The sequence below is a fragment of the Eubacterium sp. MSJ-13 genome (genome assembly GCF_018918235.1).
Classification (GTDB): Bacteria; Bacillota; Clostridia; order Lachnospirales; family Lachnospiraceae; genus Butyribacter.
Genome location: NZ_JAHLQE010000160.1, coordinates 1 through 23,003, shown reverse-complemented (window position 1 = coordinate 23,003; position 23,003 = coordinate 1). Strand labels below are relative to the sequence as shown.

Here is a 23,003-nt window from a genome sequence, read left to right as displayed (position 1 = left end):
GCAGCTAATAGTGTTATGAGCAAGTAGCAAAGCGGATTGCGAATATCCGCTTGACTAGTCAAGCAGAATATTTATCACAAGAATTTCTTTTTCTTTAACACTACAAGCATAACTGCACATATGATAAGTATCAGTCCGCATATGATACCAAAACCAAAAGGTGTATTTGAAAGAGGCACCCATTTTGAATTGACATTCATACCGTAAATTCCTGATACAAGTGTCGGGATACCCATAACAAGCGTGACTATCGTCAGCGTCTTCATAACATTGTTCAGTCTGTTGTCAATAACTGATGACATAAGTTCTCTCGTTCCGTTTACTATATCACGGTAGATACTCGTCATCTCGATAGCCTGCTGGTTCTCGACGATTACATCATCGAGAAGATCCTTGTCGTCAGGGTACTGCTCAAGTCTTTTATACCTTGTAAGTCTGTCCATGACCACGGCATTTGCACGAAGCGATGTAGCAAAATATACAAGTGTCGATTCAAGTGCATGAAGGTCTATAAGGTCTATATCTTCCGTATCATCATCTATCCTCTCCTCAATCTCAGTACGCTTTTTATCTATGACTCTAAGGCTTGTCTGATATGCAGATGCAACTCTGAAAAGTATCTGGTAAACAAATCTCAATTTCTTCTTCGTGCTGAATTCTTTTACCCTTCCATTTACAAAAGCCTGTAATATAGAAGTTTCTTCCGTACACACAGTAATAATCGTGTCCGCTGTCAAAATAATGCCAAGAGGTATAGTCGTATATGCCTCCTTGTCATGTCGTATCTCAGTCGTCGGAATATCGACAAGAATAAGTGTGTATCCATCTTCCAGCTCGACACGCGAACTCTCCTCCTCATCCAGTGCCGCAAGCAGATCCTGAATATCAATATTCAGTTTCTCCGCCACTTCTTCGCCCTCTGAAACTGTCGGGTTTATCATATCTATCCAGATGCCCTGCGTAAGTTCAGAAAATTCATATATCTTTTTGTCATCTGTTCTGTAATACTTAACCACTTAATCTCACCAACTTTCTTTCAGTTTTTAATGTCCAAAAACACATTTAATTATACATTATCCTCTGAAACCTTGCAACACAATACTTATCTGCTCAAGTAAAAGATACCTTACATCCCAGTAATCTTCACTCTTAGTCCATGCCTTCGCCTGCATCTTTATATTGACAGGTGTAAGTTTATCTACAACAACACACATATTCATATCATGAAGTATCCTGCCATCATTCTCAAAAAGCTGCATTATCTCTTTCCTTACCGCTTCTATATCAACATTAAGTCCGACAGTAAAATCAAGAACCAACATTCTCTCATCCTGTTTTGTCGTGTTTGTAACATTTGAATTTGAAATCGTACCGTTTGGTATCACCACCACCTTATTGTCAGTAGTAGCTATTCTTGTATAAAAAATATCTATACTCTGAACAGTCCCCTCCGCCCCCGCTGAGATAATATAATCTCCAACTTTAAACGGTTTAAGCAAAAGGATAAGTACGCCTCCTGCAAGATTTGAAAGACTCCCCTGCAATGCAAGACCAACTGCAAGACCTGCCGAACCTAGGATAGCGACTATGGAACTTGCACCTATTCCCAGAATACTCGCTATAATAATTATCAAACAGATATTGTATGCAAATGTGGCAAGCGACATGACAAACTTCTGTACACTTATCTCCACATCCTTGCTGACCATTGTCTTTTTTGTAATCTTAAGTGCAAGACTAACAATTTTTCTTCCTATTATAAATACTACAATAGCGATTAAAAGTGTCTTTGCAAAATCAAGCAGCCACTCTCTCTGGCTTAAAAGATACTGTATAAAAAAACTTGTCTTTTGCTCATCAGATGCCGATGAATTCATAACCTTCTGAAGCTCATCGACACCAATCGCTTTCCCACTGGCAGACTGTGCTGCAATATCTGTAACCGCACTAAGCAGTCCTACTGTATAAAACATAGTCCCTCCAAACATTCCTTAATATTATGAGCGATGCCACGGATTGCTATCTGCTTTTAATCCCTGCATCATGCATACTATATCCTGTGAATAAAAAGTCCACTTCTTAGTTTAGGCTCAAACCATGTACTCTTAGGTGGCATAAGAAGTCCTGCATCAGCAACACTGAACAGTTCGCCTATCGAAGTTGGATACATCGCAAATGAAACTTTCATATCTGATTCTGCACGTTTTTCAAGTTCCTTAAGTCCTCTTATTCCTCCAATAAAGTCAATCCTGTCATCAGTTCTCGGATCTTTAATGCCAAGAACCGGCTCAAGAAGATAATTCTGTAACAATGATACATCAAGAGATAATACAGGATCTTTAATACTGAGAAGTTCCTCTTTTGCGGTAAGCATATACCATTTTCCTGATAAATACATAGACACTTTTCCTTTTCTGTCAGGATGTGAAGCTTTCTCCATACTCTCTATCTCAAAATTTTCTTTAACCTTTTCTAAAAATTCTTCCTCAGTCAGACCATTTAAATCTTTTACACTGCGATTGTAATCCATTATCATAAGCTGGTCATCAGGAAATAATACAGAAAGAAAATAGTTAAATTCTTCTGTTCCATCGTACCCCGGATTTTCTTTTCTGCGTTTCAATCCAACTTTCACCGCAGATGCAGCTCTGTGATGTCCATCAGCTATATATATTTCCCCAATGTCTGCAAATGCTTTTCTTATATTTTCAACATCAGCTTTATCAGCTATCTTCCACACCGTATGACTTATTCCGTCAACAGCAGTAAAGTCATAAAGCGGCTTATCCTCTTCCATAACCCTTGAGACAATATCATTTATCTCCTTTTTTGATCTGTACGCAAGAAAAATAGGCCCGGTCTGTGCGCTCAATGTATCTACATGTCTGATACGGTCCTGCTCCTTTTCTTCTCTTGTGTTCTCATGCTTCTTTATAACATTGTTTAAGTAATCATCAACACTTGCACATGCAACAATTCCCGTCTGCCTTCTACCATCCATCGTAAGGCTGTAAACATAATAACAGTCATCATCATCCGTAATATATGTTCCGTCGGAAACCATATTCTCAAAAATTTCTTTAGCCTTGTCATATACTTCAGGCGCATATGTATCTACACTATCAGGAAACTGAGTTTCTGCTCTATCTATCTTTAAAAATGACAAAGGCTCTCTTTTTACTTCCTTTACCGCCTCAGCTCTGTTATACACATCATAAGGTAATGCCGCAACATTTTCAGCGACCTTAACATCAGGTCTTACTGCAACAAATGGTTTTATTACTGCCATAAATTTTATCCTCCATTTTTCTATTTATATATTTTGACCACAACCCTAACATATGATATTATAACAAAAAAGGATATAAAAAAACAGATACAAAATAATCCAATATATACTCTCGGAATCTTCTGAACGAAAAATTACGAGAATACATCAATATGAAAAGGAGGCGTTTATCATGCTTAAAACCGTTATATTTGACATGGATGGCGTTATCATAGACAGTGAACCACAACATGCAAGAGCTTCTTTAAATACTTTTAAGGAACTTGGAGTTGACACGGACTTAGATTACTGCAAGTCTTTTACAGGAAGTTCGAGCAGAAAGATGGCTGAGACAGCTATCAAAGATTTTTCACTTGATATAAGTACGGAGGAACTTCTTGAAAAATTAAATCTTGCCAAGAGAAAACTCCACGAAGAGGAGGGTTATATAGCTGTTCCCGGTGTTATAGAACTCATACAGAGATTATCCAGATCCGGAGTACAACTTGCTATTGCCTCATCCTCATCACCAAAAGAAATAGAGACCGTTGTAAAAAAACTTGGCATCAAAAAATATTTTGAAAAACTTGTATCAGCATCATCAGTACCTAATCCAAAACCTTCTCCAGATACTTTCCTGCTCGCACTTGAGAAGCTTGGTGCTGCACCTGAAGATACTGTTGTCATTGAAGATTCAACATTTGGTGTTCAGGCAGCAAAGGCAGCAAACATTGCCTGCATTGGATTTATCAATCCAAACTCAGGCAGCCAGGAGCTTGGCAAAGCGGATGTACTGATTGAAAGCTTTGATAATGTAGATAAAACTTTTATCGAAAATACGCTGCTTCGTTCACTTGGAAAACCTATAACGATAGCATCAACAAAAAGACTTTTTATAAGAGAACTTGCAGTATCAGACATTCCTGATATATATCCTATTTATTCTGACCCTCAGGTAAAAAAATATATTGATAATATAGATGATTACCTAGAAATTGAAATGGAAAAACAGAAAGCCTACATACAGAATGTCTATTCATTTTATGGTTTCGGGCTCTGGGGAGTTTTTGGAAAAACAAGCAAAAAACTTATAGGAAGATGCGGTCTCGAACATGAAACCATTGATGGCAAAAATGAGATAATGCTGTCATATCTTTTAGACAGTCAGCACTGGGGCTATGGCTACGCACTTGAATGTTGTGCTGCTGTAATTAAATACGCAAAAGAACAGCTCGAAATAAAACGTATCGTCGCTGTAATAGACTTTGACAATAACAGATCCATAAAAACAGCCGAAAATCTCGGACTTAAATATGAAAAAGATGTGATCTTCAATGGCAAAAAAAGGCACCTTTACAGTATTGAACTTTAACTTAAAGAACGAACTTTAAATAATCTAATATTAAAAAGCGGACATATCCAATTATGCCCGCTTTTTAATATTTTATAATAACTTTTTGTCAGAAGCATCTATATACTACTGTCTTATCTATAATAAAAACACACCTGTAATAAAATTATCTGTTTTTATTATTATTTGTCTTGTTATTAGACTTATTATTGTTTTTGTTATTGTTTCTCTTATTTGTATTACCTTTGTCAGTTTTCTTAGCTGGCTTTTTGGTAGGTCTAGCTGTTGCAGTATTATCATCCACTGCTGACTGACCTGCATTGTTTGGCTGACCATCAGTTCCCTGATTTCCGGTAGCATCATCAACCACATCTGCAGTATCATCTACCACATCATCTACAGCATCAGCAGCGTCATCCACTACATCACCTACAACACCATCATCACCTGCCATGTCACTCTCATCATAATCACTGTCATCTTCATTTACCACAGGTCCTGTAGTAGCTTCAGGTTCCTGTGTGGCTGATGATGTAACTGAATTATTGGTCTTGTTGTTTCCACAACCTGCAAGCATCATTGTCGATAATGCTAATGTAGTAACAAACATCAAAATTCTTCTTCGCATAATTTCCTCCTAACACAACTTTAAGACTTTGATTTTAAGCATCCAAATGAACACTCAGAAACAGGTCAGATCATAGAAATCATCCCATCTCTTAAAATTAGTATGTTACGAGTCATGCAAAGTTATTCATGATTACAGACAGTAAAATGATTAAAAAACGATTTTGCTGTCTAAAAATAATTATATTATTTTAAAACAATCTTCATAAATTTTTTCTTTCCACGTTTGAGAACAATACCTTCATCACTTATATTATCCTTATTTATCACAGATTTAGGATCATCAACCTTAACTCCATCGATTGAAACACCACCCTGCTGCACATTTCTTCTTGCCTCACCATTTGATGCTGCAAGACCTGCCTTTACAAGAAGTGTAAGAACACCGATGTTTCCATCCTCACCAAAGTCCTCACCTGAAAGTTCAGTAACAGGCATCTGTGATGTATTTCCGCCGCCTGCAAACAATGCTCTTGCACCTTCTCTTGCCTTAACAGCTTCCTCCTCACCATGTACAAGTTTTGTAAGTTCATATGCAAGGATTTCTTTAGCTTCGTTTAATTTGCTTCCTTCCCACTGTGCCATCTCATCTATCTGCTCTAATGGAAGGAATGTAAGCATACGGAGACATTTAATAACATCAGCATCACTTACATTTCTCCAATATTGGAAAAAGTCAAATGGAGATGTTTTTTCAGGATCAAGCCATACTGCACCTGACTGTGTCTTACCCATCTTCTTTCCTTCTGAATTAAGTAAAAGATTTATTGTCATGGCGTATGCATCTTTACCGAGTTTTCTTCTGATCAGTTCAGTACCGCCAAGCATATTACTCCACTGGTCGTCACCACCAAACTCCATGTTGCAGCCATATTTCTGATATAATGTATAGAAATCATAACTCTGCATTATCATGTAGTTGAACTCAAGGAATGAAAGACCTTTCTCCATTCTCTGCTTATAACACTCAGCAGCAAGCATACGATTGACCGTAAAATGTGGTCCGATGTCCCTTAAAACTTCCATGTAATTAAGATCTGTAAGCCAGTCAGCATTGTTTACGAGCATAGCCTTGCCCTCACCAAATTCAATAAAACGGCTCATCTGCTTTTTGAAACATTCAACATTGTGATTTATCGTCTCAACTGTCATCATCTGTCTCATATCAGTTCTTCCTGAAGGATCCCCGATCATAGCTGTACCACCGCCGATAAGTGCGATTGGTCTGTTTCCTGCCATCTGGAGTCTTTTCATAAGGCAAAGTGCCATAAAATGTCCTACATGAAGACTGTCGGCTGTAGGGTCAAATCCTATATAGAATGTTGCCTTTCCATTGTTTATAAGTTCCTTTATTTCTTCTTCATCTGTGACCTGAGCGATAAGTCCACGAGCCACTAATTCATCATATAATTTCATAATAACCTCCGTTTATTAATATATTTCAAGCAGAATATAATTTTAGCTGTTGTCTGCTGTTTCTATCTTATAATCTGCAGCTATGCATTTTTCGTTTATTCTCATACATTCTGTCATCTGCTATCTTGCAAAGCTCCTCTATCTGAAAAGAACCTTTTGCAAATGCTGTTCCAACAGCAACGCTGCATGGATCGTTCATACCATATTTTTCATTTACATTCTCAAGTTCTTTTTCCCATCTTGCCTTTATCTTTGCGACATCGCCTTCAGCACAATTTAAGGCAACCATGATGAATTCATCTCCGCCCATCCTAAATCCATGTATATTCTCACATACCATAGCTTTTATGCTCTCTGCCGCTTTTTTAAGCAATGCATCACCTGCGTCATGTCCGTACATATCATTTGTTTTTTTAAGATAATTTACATCCATGAAAAATATTCCAACGGATGCCAGCATGTTGTATTCTTCTTTGCACTTTGTAAAGTAGCATCTTCTATTATACAAACCTGTAAGCAGATCGTGTTCACTGTCGTAACGCACTTTCTGTGTCATAAGCCTGCTCTCCATCATAAGATGAACACTATTTAAAAACATATCCGAACAATCAGCAAACTCTATTCCCATTTCAGCATCATGTTCTCCCTGAATAAGTACAACACTGTAAAGTAATTTTTCCACTTCTCCTGAACATACAATGATACCCTTGCCATCAAGCTTTTTGTAAATGCACTGTATTTCTTCTTTCATATCATCCGGCAGTTCATCAGATGATGCATAAATATCATGTTTATTATTAAACATCCTTCCAAGACCTGCATTAAGATAGGTACTGTGCCTTGCAGGATTAGAAATATCCTTATCATATACCACACTATCTACCATTCCAAACTGAGTGCATGTATATGTCAACATAGCGTCAATTCCAAGACTTTTGGAAATAATATCAAACAAAACAGAAAAATCGTCATGTATATGCTCCAATACATAACTTTGGAATTGAACAATATTTTCAAGGAATTTAAGATACTCATTAATGTTATCTTTGCCCAATAATCCTATCCTCCTCTAACTATAACTTAATCATCATAACCATTTGGATTCTTAACCTGCCATCTCCATGCATCTTCACACATCTTATCAATATCCCTTAAAGCTTCCCAGCCAAGTTCTGCCTTCGCTTTTGCAGGATCTGCATAGCACATATCAATATCTCCCGGTCTTCTGGAAGTTATCTTATACGGAATTTTCTTTCCACATGCTTTTTCAAAACTTTTTATAATGTCAAGTACACTATATCCCACACCTGTTCCAAGATTATATGTCACAAGTCCCGGATGTTCTGATAATTTTTCAAGTGCCTTTATATGACCTGCTGCCAGATCCATGATATGAATATAATCACGCACTCCTGTTCCATCATGTGTGTCATAATCATCACCAAAAACATTTACACACTCAAGCTGACCTGCGGCAACCTTAGCAATATATGGCAAAAGATTGTTAGGGACACCGTTTGGATTTTCTCCGATGCGTCCACTCTCATGTGCACCTATAGGATTAAAGTATCTAAGAAGTGCAATATCCCACTCATCATCAGCCTTATATATATCCCTGAGCATATCTTCAATAATAAGTTTTGTTCTTCCATATGGATTTGATACAGATAATGGAAAATCTTCTTTTATAGGAACAGAAGCCGGTTTTCCATAGACAGTAGCTGATGAACTAAACACCAATGATCTTACACCATATTTCTCCATTACTTTAAGAAGATTAAGCGTTCCTGTAAGATTGTTATCAAAATAACGCAAAGGAATCTCACATGACTCTCCCACTGCTTTCAAAGCAGCAAAATGTATGACTGAATCAATATTTTCTTTTGCAAAAATCTCATCTAATGCTTTTTCATTTAACAGATCTTCCTCATAAAATGTAATCTTTTTTCCTGTAAGTTCCTCTACCCTCTCAATAGACCTTTTACTTGAATTTATAAGATTGTCAATAACAACAACATCATAACCTGCATTTAAAAGTTCAACATTTGTATGGCTTGCAATAAAACCTGCACCACCTGTAACCAGAATCTTCATCAGGATACCTCTCTTTCTCTCAAGAATTAATATTTCCTGCATTTATCTCAATTTTAAAATCACGAGTGTTATATTTTAACATATACACCCGCTTTTATAAGTTTCGGTCAATATAACGCATTTCTTAAACATATTTAAAAAATATTTACTCTATGCTTTAAAGTTCCTCTGAGCACATATCAAGTGCTGCTGCTATAACCTTATCCATATCATAATATTTATACTGGCCAAGTCTTCCGCCAAACAAAACATTCTTCTCTGCCGCCGCAAGTTTTTCATACTCATGATATAAATTATCATTCTTCTCATTATTTACAGGATAATAAGGCTCATCACCCTTTTTCCACTCGGAAGAATATTCCCGGCTGATGATTGAAACCGGCTGCTTTCCAAAATTAAAATGTTTGTGCTCGATTATCCTTGTATAAGGGACATCAGCCGATGTATAATTTACGACCGCATTTCCCTGATAATTGTCAGTATCGACCTTCTCAGTCTCAAAGCGTACTGAACGGTACTCCAGAACACCTAGTTTATAGTCAAAAAACCTGTCTATCATTCCTGTGTAAACAGTCTTTTCTGCATCTATCTCATCTTTGATATCAAAATAATCCGTTGACAATCTGACCTCTATACCATCAAGCATCTTCTCGACCATCTTTGTGTATCCCTCTATTGGAATCCCCTGAAATCTGTCATTAAAATAGTTGTTGTCATAAGTGAACCTCAGAGGCAGTCTTTTAATGATAAATGCCGGTAAATCCTTACATTCCCTGCCCCACTGTTTCTGTGTATAGCCTTTTACAAGCTTCTCGTATACATCCCTTCCGGCAAGTTTAAGTGCCTGTTCCTCAAGGTTTGCCGGCTCATCAATATCAAGTTCAGCAATCTGCTTTTCGATAATAGCTTTTGCCTCCGCCGGAGTCTTTATCCCCCACATTTTACTGAATGTATTCATATTAAATGGAAGATTATAAAGTTCATCATTGTAAATGGCAACAGGAGAATTTATATAATTGTTAAACTCTGCAAACCTGTTTACATAATCCCATATCTTTTTATCAGATGTATGAAAAATATGTGCACCATATTTATGTACATCTATGTCGTCAATCCTTTCAGTATAAATATTTCCTGCTATATGCTCTCTCTTATCTATAACAAGACACTTTTTTCCTTTTTCTGATGCTTCATGGGCAAAAACAGCACCAAACAGTCCTGCACCCACAACTAAATAATCGTACTTCATTTTTAATCCTTTCCCATTCTACGCTTCATCGTCTTTCTTTGCAAAAATAAATAATTTACTGAACACAAAATTTAATACTATAACAAGAATATTTGACAGTATCTTCATAACCATATCTGACCAGTGAAGCACATCTACAGTTACATACATAATGACCATATCCATTATCCCGGTGGCAAGACGGCACCATACAAACGAAAGACATTCCTTTATCAGAGCACCTATGCCCGATGTTCTGCTCTCAAAAACAAATATCTTATTTGTAACATATGCAAATGCCACGCTCAATATCCATGCAATCACATTGCTTGGAATCGTGTCAATACCTACGGCATGCTTACATACCGCATAAACCACGATATTTATAAGTGTCGTAAAACCTCCAAATACAAGGTACAATACTGCTTCCTTGTATTTGAGGTATAAATTCCAAATTTTTTCTACCATTATTCCAAAAACCTCATCCTAAGCCTCGTTTCTCCACACGCTTTTTTATACTATTCTACAGTAACGCTCTTTGCAAGATTTCTAGGCTTATCAACATCAAGTCCCTTAGCAACTGATACATAATAAGCAAGAAGCTGGAGTGGGATAACTGCAAGCGATGCTGCGAAATGTTCATCTGATTTTGGAATATATGTTGCAAAATCTACAGTATCTTCGATATTGTAGTTTCCATATGTCGTAAGCCCCATCAGGTATGCACCTCTGCTCTTGCACTCAACCATGTTGCTTATCGTTTTCTCATAAAGTGAGTTCTGTGTAAGAACACCGATAACAAGCGTTCCATCCTCGATAAGGCTGATAGTTCCATGTTTAAGTTCACCTGCTGCATAAGCCTCTGAGTGTATATAACTTATCTCCTTGAGTTTGAGACTGCCCTCAAGTGAAATAGCATAATCTATACCACGGCCGACAAAGAAGATGTCTTTTGCATTTGCCTGCTTTGAAGCAAACCACTGTAATCTCTCCTTGTCATCGATAATCTTCTGTATCTTTTCAGGAAGTTCGGCAAGCTCAGCAAGATATCCGTCATACTGATCCTTTGTTATCTTTCCACGCACCATAGCAAATTCAATGGCAAGAATATATGAAGCTATAAGCTGTGTACTGTAAGCTTTTGTCGTAGCCACTGAAATCTCAGGACCTGCAAGTGTATAGAAAACATTGTCTGCCTCCCTTGCAATAGAAGAACCGACAACATTAACGATACCAAGAGTCTTTATACCCTTGCTCTTTGCTTCCCTGAGTGCAGCAAGACTGTCAGCCGTCTCACCTGACTGGCTTATGATTATAACAAGTGCATCCTTATCAATAATAGGCTTTCTGTATCTGAATTCAGATGCAAGCTCAACCCTTACAGGTATTCTCGCCATATCCTCGATAACATACTGTGCAACCATACCTACATGCCATGCAGAACCACATGCTACAATGTGAATCTGGCTTATGCCCTCGATATCTTCTTTTGTAAGTCCGACATTTGAAAGGTCGATAACTCCATCCTTTACTACTGAATTGAGCGTATCTTTTACGGCTTTTGGCTGCTCATGTATCTCTTTCATCATGAAATGCTCATAGCCTGCTTTTTCCGCTGCCTGTGCATCCCACTTTATCTCTTTTGACTCTTTCTCTATCTCATCACCATCGAGATTGTAGAAAGTAATCTCTCCTGCCTTTAATCTTCCTATCTCAAGATTTCCTATATAATATACATTTCTTGCGTATTTAAGAATCGCCGGAACATCAGATGCCACATATGACTCCCCATTTGCAGTAGCAAGAATCATCGGGCTGTCTTTTCTTGCAACATAAATCTCATCCGGATATTCTTTGAACATAACTGCAAGTGCATAAGAACCACGTATTCTTATCATCGCATGGTTGATAGCATCAACAGGTGTTCCCTCATATTTTTTATAATAATAATCTATAAGTTTCACTGCTACTTCCGTATCTGTCTCTGAATAAAACTCATACCCCTTTTTCGTAAGCTTATCCTTAAGCTCCTGATAATTTTCAATAATACCGTTATGTACGGCTACAACATTTCCATCATCACTTCTGTGAGGATGTGCATTTGTCTCAGAAGGTTCCCCGTGCGTAGCCCATCTTGTATGACCTATACCGCATGTTCCAACCATAGCCTTGCCATCATTTGTCTTCTCAGCAAGTACTTTAAGCCTTCCCTTTGCTTTAACAACCTCTATAGCTGCATCACCATTTCTTACAGCGAGTCCGGCTGAATCATATCCTCTATATTCAAGTTTTGATAAACTGTCCAAAAGAATCGGAGCAGCCTGATGTTTACCAATAAATCCTACTATTCCACACATATTTGCAGTCTCCTTTATCATCTACATTAATATCCAATTATAAACATTACCTATTATATTTAATATTTTAGGAAATTGCAACCTAAATAGTCTTGAAACCTGACACAATAAACTATATAATAAATACATAATCTTAACAAGAAAACAATTAAAGAAAATATGGAGGTATTATTTTATGAGCGATACACAAAATTCAAGTTTTTCACTTTTAAACCAGAAAGAGATTGATTCCCTCATAGGTTTCCTCTCAGAACAGAAAGATTCCTTAAACAGTGATGTTTTAAGTCAGAAAAGCATAGATAAACTTATTAAACTCATTTCAAGTGACAGTGACAGGATAATTACTGATGTCTTTGATCCGTTTGCACATGTTGACAATTCCGTACTTGCAACATTAGGATTCAGAGATGATGTTTCACAGCTCTGTGAACTCAGATTTTCAGTTGATGAATCAAATGACTATATCATTCTCACAGCTTACAATACTGTTACAGATAAAGAGCTTATCATCACACCAAACCTTATCAACGCCAATGACACAAAAGACTGGGGATGTTCTATCTCACCCGTATTTTTCAACCGTATTGCAAAGGTATTTTCATTTAAATACACACAGCAGACACATGATGCAGTATGTAACTGCTTTGCAAAACATACATATGGTGATGCCGGTCACAAGATTCCTGAGATCTATCTTCCGGCAAATGAAAAACTTCTCGATTGCTTATTATAATTTATATTATGCTGTATAAGCATATATGCACTTTTAATACTATCAAGGAAGTCCCCAGCCACCACTTATTGCTCTACGCAATAGAAGTGGTGGCTGGGGACTTCCTTGTATCAGGAGTGGTACAAATTGTACAATTCCCTTCTGATATGCTGCGATATCGGCTAATAGCTGCTTATCTTCTCCGATTCATCATCACTCTTTTCAATCTTTCTGATGACAGCGTAATAGCCGTCACTGTCATTTATCTTAATGAAAACCCTGTCACCAACTTTATGTTTAAGAAGCGCAACACCTATAGGTGATTCTATACTTACCATATTATTTATGGCATCTGCCCTTATCGTGGTAACTATCTTAAAACACTCCTCCATGTCATCTTCTTCAATGTAGATAGTAACTGAATCGTTTAATCCAACCTGTGACTCATCGGAATCATCCTCTATTATCTTTGCCGTTTTTATCATCTTTTCAAGATACCTTATACGGCTCTCATTTCTGTTTTTGAACTGTTTTGCAGCCTTATACTCAAAATTCTCGCTTAAATCCCCCTGAGCTCTCGCTGTCTTTACATCTTCAAGTGCCTGTTTTCTGACAACAAGTTTGCGCTCATCAACCTCCTTCTGCATTTTCTCAACATCTTTTTTAGTCAATCTGTCATACATTTTATATCACCGCCTTTTTTCTATAATATGCCAAAGTGCCAAGCGACAGCAGCTTTTATGTAAATATACCTTGCTATCTGCTTTTGGCTCCTGCATCATAATATCACTTTCACATCAAAAAAACCATAGCATATCTTATTGTCACCTGCGATTCCAAAATGCATATATTCATATTAAAGAGAGATTCCAAAGGCTGTCACATAGTCTTTAGGATCACGACTTTTACCACATTTTTACAGGAGGAAAAACTCATGGCATTCTTTTTTAACCAGGCAACTCTTTCCCACAACGGAAAATCCACCGTTTCAAACATCACTACGGGAGAAATAATCGAAGCTGTAAAAGCTACAAAAACAGCCGTTATTCCAGCCTACAACGCAGACAGCACTATAACTTATGTTATCAGTCTGTTAAATTCAAGCAAAGCCGATATAACAGGTCTTACGGTAACAGATAATCTGGGGGCTTACCCATTCGACACGCTTACACTTACTCCCCTTGAATATATTGAGGGTTCAGTTAAGTATTATATAGAGGGTGTACTTCAGGCAGATCCGGCTGTAGTCACTGTCCCTGAGCTTATATTTTCAGAAATCTCCATTCCGGCTGAGGGCAATACAACAATCGTATATCAGGCTGCCGTCAACGAATTTGCACCGCTCACCATCGATTCAACGATAACAAACACTGTAACTATTGATGGTGAGACTATCGCCACACCTGTAAAAGCGATAGAAACCATAACTACTGAAGATGCAACTTCACTTAGCATAAACAAAACACTTTCTCCGACAACTATCACCGAAAACGGTCAGGTAACTTACACCTTCATAATTCAGAATTTTGGTAATACTGCCGCAACTGAAGAAGACAGGTTAAGCATATCAGATATCTTCAACCCTGTTTTAAATAACATTCGTGTAACCTACAATTCAGAACCGTGGGCAGAAACAGGTAATTATACCTATGATACAACAACAGGCAGCTTTGAAACTGTTGCCGGCAAGATAACAGTTCCCGCTGCCTCATATATACAGGATCCTGTAACAGGTGCATGGAGTGTTACTCCGGGAGTAACGACCATCACAGTTACAGGAACTATCTAAACTACTGACTGATATCATCAATCGTAATCTTACTCTCATGTGGAATAGGCTTCCACTCAACCTTCTTAAAGAGCGCTATGTATTTTACATAGCGTTCTATTACGTCATAAAGCGGCCATGTAAGACAATATAAAACTTTTTTTCCAAAACTTACCTTCTGGATGCGTTTTCTTTCTATTATAAATATGTATATCGCCATCCATATGCTGGCAAGATACATACCCATTCTGTAGAAAAGCCTTATCCATATTACAAGAAGCACACATATCGCATAAGATTTCCAGCCCGGCTCAAGATTTACGATAACATTCCCCGTAAAATGTCTCACAAGTTTTGAAAGCCATGTGCCGTTTCTGAATATATACATCTGTCCGCCTGCATTGTATATCGTAAATGGAAATAATATAAGATTCCATACTATCCACTTAAAAGCCGTAACAATCTGCTTTGGAAGAAGCTGTGCAAACGTGTCGAACGACATAAATCTGTGCCTTATGGTACGCCATAAAAATCTGTACCATGTATCACCTTCCTCCCATTTGGTGTTTTTATCTATAAAAATATTTTTAAACAATCCCCAGCCACTCTCTCCAAACGCCTGAAGATGCCCCTTTGCCCATCTCAAACGCTGTCTTAAAGCAACTTTTAAACTTGTCGGCTGTTCATCATAAAAAATCGCATCATTATTATATGAAATCTCATATCCGTTCACAACACAGTCGGCAGTAAGTGACCTATCCTCTGTAAGAGAAGTATATTTCCATCCGTCCTTAACAATCTCATTTGAAAACAGAAATCCTGTTCCCTGAATGTTCGTAGCAAGATGAAGAAATGATCTTGTCCTGTGACGCTGTCTTATTGAGCGAAGCCAGTGAATCGCATAGAGTGACGCTATCCATCCCTCCGTAAGATTTTTTGTACTTCTATATGAAGTGATTATCTTCTCACCTGCATCAAACGAATCATTCATTCTTGAAATGTAATCTTTCTTTAAGAGATTGTCAGAGTCAAAGATAAAATATCCCTCAAACGACTGTATCCCATAATCTTTTTCAATCTGCTCAAAAAGATATTTAAGACCAAATCCCTTTGTTCTCTCATCGGGATTGTTATGCTCATAACAGACAGCCCCAAGTTTTCTGGCAATCTTTGCCGTATTGTCAGTACAGTTATCCGCAACAACAAAGATAGTTATAAGCTCCTGTGGATAATCCTGCTTCTTTATACTATTTATAAGATTTCCTATGACCGGTTCCTCATTTCTTGCCGGAATAAGTACGGCATATTTATGATTATGCTTTGCCGGCTTAAACTTTCTTGTACAGAAAAGTCCGATTATCATATATGGAACATCATGTATACTGAGTATCTTCATAAACATCCCTATCGCCGTAAATAAAAACAGGCTCGGTGTATAAATATCCCCTAAAAAATGCCCTATACTATTTATAATGTTGCTGCTCAACAACACGCTTGTACATATATTCATTATTTCTCTCCACTCCCTGACAGTTATCTATACTGTCACTGTATATTCCTACACTAATTTTTCCGTCATATGCCGTCCACTGCACCGTTTATGTACAGCAGACATTAATTATTTATAATCTTTCAAAAAATCATACTTTAATGTAAGATCGTTTTTCTTTATAAGGTCACTCACGATACTGCTCTTTTTCTCTATCTCAGCCTCAGATATCTTTGCACCATTTGTCACCACTCCGTCAGCCACATATGCATTTCCATCGTACCAGCTTGAATCAGAGAAAAATGCAAGCGGACTGTAATCATCAGAAAGAATGTCCTTTCCTATATAATAGTTACTGTTGTAATCAATCCCAAAAAGGTTTAACACCGTAGGCAGAATGTTCATCTGCATATTTGTCCTGTCAACCTTTTCAGCCTTCACATCACTGCTCCATATAAAGAACGGTGTGCGGTTTATAAGATTATTGTCAGTTTCCTTATACTTATCAAGCACAGATTTGTCATTTATCGTGTAAAGGTAATGGTCTGCATACGCTACTATAACAGTATTATCGTAAAGGTCATTGTCCTTCAAAGCCTGTATCAAAAGACCAACCATATAGTCAGTCTCACCGACCATAAGATCAGCCACCTGTTCCTCAGAAAGTTCCGGAACTTTTCCCTTTCCGTATCTCATCTCAGCAACAAGTTTTCCAACTTCTTTCTCAGCAGTAAACGGTGTATGAGGTGTATAGGAGATAATATAGTCAACAAACCTGTCATTTTCTTTAAACATCTTATCATAAAAAGTCGTATTCTCGATAAGTTTCCTGTCAAGCTCATAACTCAAGTCTTCTTTATCTCTGCCATCCAGCATATCCTTGAGACCGTAATAATTGTCATAACCCCAGCTTTTATAATTTATTCCCCTTGAATAAAACTCACTGCTGTTCATATGGAAAGCATTTACAGCATATCCCTGAGCCTTAAACAATTTTGCCATCGTATTATTGAAAGTATTCTTATTAAATGTATATACATTTTCATTATACGAGATAGGTGTCGTAAAACCTGTATTTACCGCAAACTCAGAATTAAAAGTAGAACCACCGCCTGTATAGATTGAATAATGATCCGTAAAATCAATCGACTCATTTTTAAGTTTGTAGAGATTTGGAGTATTTTTCTTTGTAAGAAGCCACTCGTCCATACCCTCAAGCTGTAAAAATATCACATTCTTTCCCTTAAACATACCTGTGTAATCATTTGACTTCTTCTCATCTTCCGCCTCATATATGTTTTTCAGAAATTTCTCATCACTCTCACTTATCTTTGCCTTAGGCTTTAAAAATGTAATGTAAAAATTTCTCACAGTATACTCATAAAGTCCGGAAACTTTCATACTCTTATTTGAATCACTGAACTCACTGTAAACATTTCTCGCCTTCTTAAAACTGTTCCATCTGAGATTTTTATTTCCACTGCCCATCGTAACAGGTATAAGCAAATGCAGACATACAAAAATGATAACTGCTGCCACAAGTTTCTTCCACTGAAACTTCTCACTCTTCTTCGTGCTGACAGTCGCAATAACAGCAAGCACGATAACAACAGCGGCAAGTATATATACATACACAGGCGTATGCTTTATCGTATCAGCTATATAAGAACTTCCCTCACTTGCCAGTTCCAAGAGTGAAAAGTTAAAATAGAACGATGTAAGCGAATAATATATCGCATTTGTCAGAAACATTATGAAACTTATGATAAACATAAGCCAGTAAAAAATCTTTCCTGCAATTCCCCTGAGATATTTCGTAAATGCAATAAAAAGCCCTGCCCATATTATCGTAAACAGGTTCGGCTGAAGATAATACGCAGGATAAAACTCTATCTTGTGTCCCATGATACGCAGACTTAAATCCATAACAAAAAATGGAAGAAACATCAGTATCTCACCTATGTGAGCTAAAACAAAACCGAAAAAGCCTCCATCACTTTTAGAACCGCCCCTCATGTTGAAACCACTGTTTTTTTTAGAACTGCTCCCTCTCCTAAAACCACTTTCATTTTTAGAAGCACTTCCCATTCCGTAAAAACTAAGTCCGCGTTTTCTTCTTGATCTCATATTTGTACCCTCTTTAAAAAAAAATCAAATTTGCTAAACAGAGACCACTATAACATATCATGGCAGTTATTTCAATCGTAATCGTTTTTTAATCTGTTCTTATTCTGTAAAATGTTCCATATACCTGTTAGTATATACGCTTTCCATACTTTTTGATATCTTCCTTTAAATATTCATTTCGTATCTCATCAAAATAAAATATATCAATATTGCGCAATGTCTCAATCTTTTCCAGTTCATCTTCCATTCTGAACTGGTCAACCTTTCCATACACAACAAAATCAATATCACTTGTGGGCAGCGCCGTTCCTGTTGCGAACGAGCCAAACAGCTCCAGATGTTCTACTCCGAGCTTCTTACATATCTTTGTCACTTTCATAATAACATCCTGTACCGGCATCGTATTGGTATCAAATTCCTGAACTTCTATTTTCTTCATAACATTTCCTCACTCCGTATAATTTTGTACCATTATATTAACATTTGGGAATTTATTTCGCAAGATGCTGCTGTATATTGTGCTATGGATAACTATACAGAAATGAAGACTAAACACATAATATATTTCATCTAAAAAGGTGTCGAAAAATCCCGACACCTTTTATTATTATCTAACTCTAAACATTTAACTGATAATAAAGACCTTTTCTAGCCATCAATTCTCTATGATTTCCCTCCTCGGCTATTCCCTTGTCGGCTATATAGAGAATCCTGTCCGCATTCCTTATCGTTGACAGTCTGTGTGCCACTATGAACGCCGTTTTTTCCGACAATATAACATCGAGTGCTTTCTGTATCATATTTTCAGTTTCCGTGTCTATCGAGCTTGTTGCTTCGTCAAGTATTATCACTGACGGATTTTTAAGTATTATCCTTGCAAAGCTGATAAGCTGTTTTTCTCCTGCCGAAAGTCCCTCTCCTCTCTCTTCGAGTTCCTCGTCATATCCATGTGGCAGTCTCTCTATAAATTCATCAGCATAAATATATTTTGCAGCCGCTATGCACTCCTCGTCTGTCGCATCAAGTCTGCCGTATCTTATATTCTCCATTACAGTCCCTTTAAATATGAAAGGATCCTGCATAAGCACTCCGACTTCCTCTCTAAGTGACTCCAATGTTACTTTCCTTACATCATTTCCATCTATTTTTACTGAGCCTCCTGTTACATCATAAAATCTCGTGATAAGATTTATTATAGTAGTCTTTCCTGCACCTGTTGGTCCTACAAGTGCTATCGTCTCTCCCGGTTTTACATGGAGGTTCATATTTTCAAGGATATTTATATCGTCCTCATACGAAAAAGTCACATTATCAAAATCAACCTGACCCTTTACATTGTCAAGCGATATATCCCCCTCCTCATCTTTTATCTGCACTTCGTAATCAATCGTATCAAATACCTGCTCAAGATTTGAACTTACCTGTGCCATCTGCTGAATGATTATCGCTATCTGCGTGAGCGGCCCGCTGAAAAGTCCCATATAGCTTATAAACGCAACAACCGTACCTGCATCTATATGGCTGCTTCCATTTAATATAAGATAAAGTGCAACTCCGTAAAGACAAAGTGTTCCGATATTCCAGAATATTTCAACAATCGGCGTATTTAAGTTGTTTAATTTGACAATCCCCCACCATACATTGACACTCTGATCATGCAAGTCCTCATAGATTGCCTTATTTTTCTCCACCCTGTTATAATTCTTTACTATCTTTTCACCCATGATAGTTTCTATAAGAAAAGCCGAACGGTTTGAAAGTTTTGCCCTGTGCCATGCAAATCTTCTCCTTATCTTATACCTTAACAAAAACACAAGAGCCATCATTGGAACTGTTGTACACACGACAATAAGCGTAAGCTCAGGACTGAGTGACAGCATAAATATCGTAACAATAACAATCTTTACAAGATAGACAAGAAACATAACGACATAATTCGTAAAGAAATTGGCAAGGTCATTTATATAATCAGTGACACGCACAACAATCTTTCCGTCAGGCCTGTTGTCAAAATACTCAAAAGGAAGTTCCTGCAACTTATAAAAAATATCCTTTCTCATATCCGCAATAACACTGTGCCCCATCTGTCCCATCATACGCTGCTGTGCATAAGTAAGCCCAATGTCTGTCGCAGCTAAAAAAACAAGACCACACACAACATAAAAAAGTTTAGCCATACTTTTTTCAACAACCACATTATTTATAACATACCTAAGCAGCATCGGCGGCAGTAAAGCAGTACACGCCGAAACAAGCATAAGCACACAAACGATTATAAATATATGCTTATATGGCACGATATATTTTAAAATTCTGCCAAACTGCTTAATATCAATCTTTTTATGAACAACCTCATCCTCAAAATATGTATTCCTCTTAGCCATGATATTCCTCCGTTACCTTACAATCAAATCCCAACTAATTTCTCATAAAAAACTTTCAATATACTAACTTCTTAGCAAATCATAAGTTTCGCATATCGTTTATGCCACCGTCTGCTTCGCCATCTGCGTCTTATACACATCCGCAAAATGCCCGTCAAGCCCCATCAGTTCATCAAATGTGCCCCTCTCAACAATCTTTCCGTTGTTTAGATAGATTATCTCGTCACAGTCAACAACAGATGACATTTTATGAGCAGCTATAAGAATAGTTTTCTCTTTATAATATGTCCTCAGATTTTCAAGAAGTTTCCTCTCCGTCTCCGCATCAAGTGCACTTGTCGAATCATCAAATACAAATACGGGTGCATCCTTTAACATTGCCCTTGCAATAGAAACCCTCTGCTTCTGACCACCCGAAAGACCAAATCCTTTTTCACCTACTATCGTCTGATAACCGTCAGAAAGTTCATTTATAAAATCATCTGCCATTGCTCTTTTTGCACATTCCCTTACCTTGCTCTCATCAACATCAGGGTTTGCAAATGCAATATTGCTGTCAATGGTATTTGAGAATAAAAAAGCATCCTGAAAAACATATGAAATCTTTTCCCTAAGCTCTGCCGTCTTATATTCTTTAACATTTGTTCCGTTCATTTTTATCTGACCGCTGTTTACATCATTTATCCTTACTATGGACTTAAGCAGAATACTCTTTCCACTTCCGGTTGCCCCGACAATACCGACCTTTTTACCATAAGGAATGGAAAGATTTATATTATCAAGAACCTTTTTGCCGCCAAGCTCTAATGTAACATTTTCAAACTCTATGTCCGGCTTATCTATATCTTTCGCAGATTTTTTGCCATCCTTAATCTTTGTCTCACATTCCATAAACCTCATTATCTTATCCCCCGCAACAATCTGCTGCTGCATCTGGAAAAGAAGATTGTTTATCTGCGACACATGATCCATTATCTTCATGACATAACCTGACGCTGCCACAAGAAATCCGACAAGCATCTGACCTTTTATAACAAGCAATGCACATAACGCAATAGTGCCAATATAAGCGACCTGTTTTATCGAACTGAATATAACCTCGAAACCTGCCGAAAGCCTAATCTGTTTTATATATGACTGCTTCATGTTCATATTTGACTTGTCAAACTTTTCCTTCTCACGCCCCTCATTTGTGAATGACCTCACAAGGCGGACAGCCTCGATATTTTCCTGAACGGTAAGATTCATATTACTGTTGCTGCTTCTTATATCCCTATAATTTTCCTGAGCCTTCTTTCTGAATCTTAAAAGTGCCACAACAAAAAACGGTGCAAGTATAACCGGAATTATCAAAAGAGCGATATTTATTGAAGTGAGCAGTATTATACACGCACCGAGCACAAACATACTGTCAAACATACCCGGAATTATTCTTCCAAATAAATCTTTCATCATAATCGTATCTGTATGAAGTGTAGTTAAAAGCTCCCCTGTGTTGTACTCAGATACAGTCTGGCTGTCAAGTTCCATCAGCTTGTCAAAAGTCACAACCCTTAAATCCGTCTCAAACTTCAATGCGTACTTTTCAAGCATCGTATTTTTGATGTATATAAAAATAAGCCTGAAAACAAGAAGTCCAACAAACACCATTGCAATATTAAAAAACAATTCAAAACTGTGTCTTTTTCCGTAATCTCCATCAATCAGAAACGCAAAAACACCACTTGCCTTATTGTCGTTATCCATAATAACAAAATCAATAAAAAGCTCCGACACAAACGGTATCAGCAGATCTGCAATAATAGCAAGAAAACTCACCATCTGCAAGATAACCGCCGCCACTATGTACTTTTTCCAGTATTTAAACCCAAACTTTATCGCATCCATCTCTAATCCTTTCCTATATGAAATATTACTGCCTACACCCATGACTCATTGGTGCATAACTTTTTATTACAGTTTCATAATTTTTATATAATCAATTTCTTTTTATGATAATTTTTTGTAATATTTTTCGTGTGCGTACACGATTTTAATCCTATATAAAGAGGGTAAATCATTACCCTCTTTATATCTATATTTTTAATACTCCATGATATATATTTGTGAAACTATCATAAAATATGAGTCAAGCGGATATTCGCAATCCGCTTTGCTACTTGCTCATAACACTATTAGCTGC

At 37.2% G+C, this 23,003-nt stretch carries 19 protein-coding genes; 3 read left to right on the top strand and 16 right to left on the bottom strand.

Annotation, left to right across the window (positions count from 1 at the left end; translation table 11 throughout):
• Positions 1 to 74: 74 nt before the first annotated feature.
• The 3 genes from KQI69_RS09915 to KQI69_RS09905 form a co-directional block, all read right to left on the bottom strand.
• The gene (locus tag KQI69_RS09915; protein ID WP_216565221.1) at positions 75 to 1,016 is read right to left on the bottom strand and encodes a magnesium transporter CorA family protein; all 942 of its coding nucleotides are present in this window, start codon (positions 1,014 to 1,016) and stop codon (positions 75 to 77) included.
• Positions 1,017 to 1,073: 57 nt separating this feature from the next.
• Positions 1,074 to 1,973, bottom strand: coding sequence for a mechanosensitive ion channel family protein (locus tag KQI69_RS09910; protein WP_216565220.1), 900 nt, complete (start codon positions 1,971 to 1,973; stop codon positions 1,074 to 1,076).
• Positions 1,974 to 2,050: 77 nt separating this feature from the next.
• Complete coding sequence (locus KQI69_RS09905; protein WP_216565219.1) at positions 2,051 to 3,289, bottom strand: DUF1015 domain-containing protein; 1,239 nt, start codon at positions 3,287 to 3,289, stop codon at positions 2,051 to 2,053.
• Positions 3,290 to 3,461: 172 nt separating this feature from the next.
• On the opposite strand from KQI69_RS09905, the gene KQI69_RS09900 reads away from it, so the two are divergent.
• Positions 3,462 to 4,640 carry a GNAT family N-acetyltransferase gene (locus KQI69_RS09900; protein ID WP_216565218.1) on the top strand — a complete coding sequence of 393 codons (1,179 nt, stop codon included), beginning with the start codon at positions 3,462 to 3,464 and terminating at the stop codon, positions 4,638 to 4,640.
• A 145-nt stretch (positions 4,641 to 4,785) separates the two neighbouring features.
• On the opposite strand, the gene KQI69_RS09895 is transcribed toward KQI69_RS09900, so the two are convergent.
• The 7 genes from KQI69_RS09895 to glmS form a co-directional block, all read right to left on the bottom strand.
• Positions 4,786 to 5,247 carry a hypothetical protein gene (locus KQI69_RS09895; RefSeq protein WP_216565217.1) on the bottom strand — a complete coding sequence of 154 codons (462 nt, stop codon included), beginning with the start codon at positions 5,245 to 5,247 and terminating at the stop codon, positions 4,786 to 4,788.
• Positions 5,248 to 5,432: 185 nt separating this feature from the next.
• Positions 5,433 to 6,662: a tyrosine--tRNA ligase gene (gene tyrS, locus KQI69_RS09890; RefSeq protein WP_216565216.1), complete on the bottom strand. Its 1,230-nt coding sequence runs from the start codon at positions 6,660 to 6,662 to the stop codon at positions 5,433 to 5,435.
• Between the two features lie 67 nt (positions 6,663 to 6,729).
• Entirely contained in the window at positions 6,730 to 7,716 is a 987-nt protein-coding gene (locus KQI69_RS09885) for a GGDEF domain-containing protein (RefSeq protein ID WP_216565215.1), read from the bottom strand.
• Positions 7,717 to 7,742: 26 nt separating this feature from the next.
• Positions 7,743 to 8,756, bottom strand: a complete 1,014-nt coding sequence (galE, locus tag KQI69_RS09880) for a UDP-glucose 4-epimerase GalE (protein ID WP_216565214.1) — start codon at positions 8,754 to 8,756, stop codon at positions 7,743 to 7,745.
• Between the two features lie 157 nt (positions 8,757 to 8,913).
• Positions 8,914 to 10,005 (bottom strand): UDP-galactopyranose mutase, encoded by a 1,092-nt coding sequence (glf, locus tag KQI69_RS09875; protein WP_216565213.1) that lies wholly within the window; start codon positions 10,003 to 10,005, stop codon positions 8,914 to 8,916.
• Between the two features lie 18 nt (positions 10,006 to 10,023).
• On the bottom strand, positions 10,024 to 10,452 hold the full coding sequence (locus KQI69_RS09870; protein WP_216565212.1) for a GtrA family protein: 429 nt from the start codon (positions 10,450 to 10,452) through the stop codon (positions 10,024 to 10,026).
• Between the two features lie 50 nt (positions 10,453 to 10,502).
• Positions 10,503 to 12,341: a glutamine--fructose-6-phosphate transaminase (isomerizing) gene (gene glmS / locus KQI69_RS09865; protein WP_216565211.1), complete on the bottom strand. Its 1,839-nt coding sequence runs from the start codon at positions 12,339 to 12,341 to the stop codon at positions 10,503 to 10,505.
• A gap of 175 nt (positions 12,342 to 12,516) precedes the next feature.
• Here glmS and KQI69_RS09860 point away from each other — a divergent pair, with 175 nt between their 5' ends.
• Positions 12,517 to 13,074, top strand: a complete 558-nt coding sequence (locus KQI69_RS09860; protein ID WP_216565210.1) for a hypothetical protein — start codon at positions 12,517 to 12,519, stop codon at positions 13,072 to 13,074.
• A 161-nt stretch (positions 13,075 to 13,235) separates the two neighbouring features.
• On the opposite strand, the gene KQI69_RS09855 is transcribed toward KQI69_RS09860, so the two are convergent.
• Entirely contained in the window at positions 13,236 to 13,736 is a 501-nt protein-coding gene (locus tag KQI69_RS09855; protein ID WP_216565209.1) for a GreA/GreB family elongation factor, read from the bottom strand.
• 251 nt (positions 13,737 to 13,987) lie between these two features.
• On the opposite strand from KQI69_RS09855, the gene KQI69_RS09850 reads away from it, so the two are divergent.
• Positions 13,988 to 14,842 (top strand): hypothetical protein, encoded by an 855-nt coding sequence (locus KQI69_RS09850; protein WP_216565208.1) that lies wholly within the window; start codon positions 13,988 to 13,990, stop codon positions 14,840 to 14,842.
• A 1-nt stretch (position 14,843) separates the two neighbouring features.
• On the opposite strand, the gene KQI69_RS09845 is transcribed toward KQI69_RS09850, so the two are convergent.
• The 5 genes from KQI69_RS09845 to KQI69_RS09825 all read right to left on the bottom strand — a co-directional run bounded on the left by KQI69_RS09845 (position 14,844) and on the right by KQI69_RS09825 (position 22,708).
• A complete protein-coding gene (locus KQI69_RS09845) occupies positions 14,844 to 16,331 on the bottom strand; it encodes a glycosyltransferase family 2 protein (RefSeq protein ID WP_216565207.1) in 1,488 nt (495 codons plus the stop codon).
• Between the two features lie 108 nt (positions 16,332 to 16,439).
• Positions 16,440 to 18,437 (bottom strand): LTA synthase family protein, encoded by a 1,998-nt coding sequence (locus KQI69_RS09840; protein ID WP_216565206.1) that lies wholly within the window; start codon positions 18,435 to 18,437, stop codon positions 16,440 to 16,442.
• Positions 18,438 to 18,564: 127 nt separating this feature from the next.
• Entirely contained in the window at positions 18,565 to 18,876 is a 312-nt protein-coding gene (locus KQI69_RS09835; RefSeq protein ID WP_253289093.1) for a nucleotidyltransferase family protein, read from the bottom strand.
• Between the two features lie 178 nt (positions 18,877 to 19,054).
• Positions 19,055 to 20,821 (bottom strand): ABC transporter ATP-binding protein, encoded by a 1,767-nt coding sequence (locus KQI69_RS09830; RefSeq protein WP_216565205.1) that lies wholly within the window; start codon positions 20,819 to 20,821, stop codon positions 19,055 to 19,057.
• A 99-nt stretch (positions 20,822 to 20,920) separates the two neighbouring features.
• Positions 20,921 to 22,708, bottom strand: coding sequence for an ABC transporter ATP-binding protein (locus KQI69_RS09825; protein ID WP_216565204.1), 1,788 nt, complete (start codon positions 22,706 to 22,708; stop codon positions 20,921 to 20,923).
• Positions 22,709 to 23,003 lie beyond the last annotated feature (295 nt).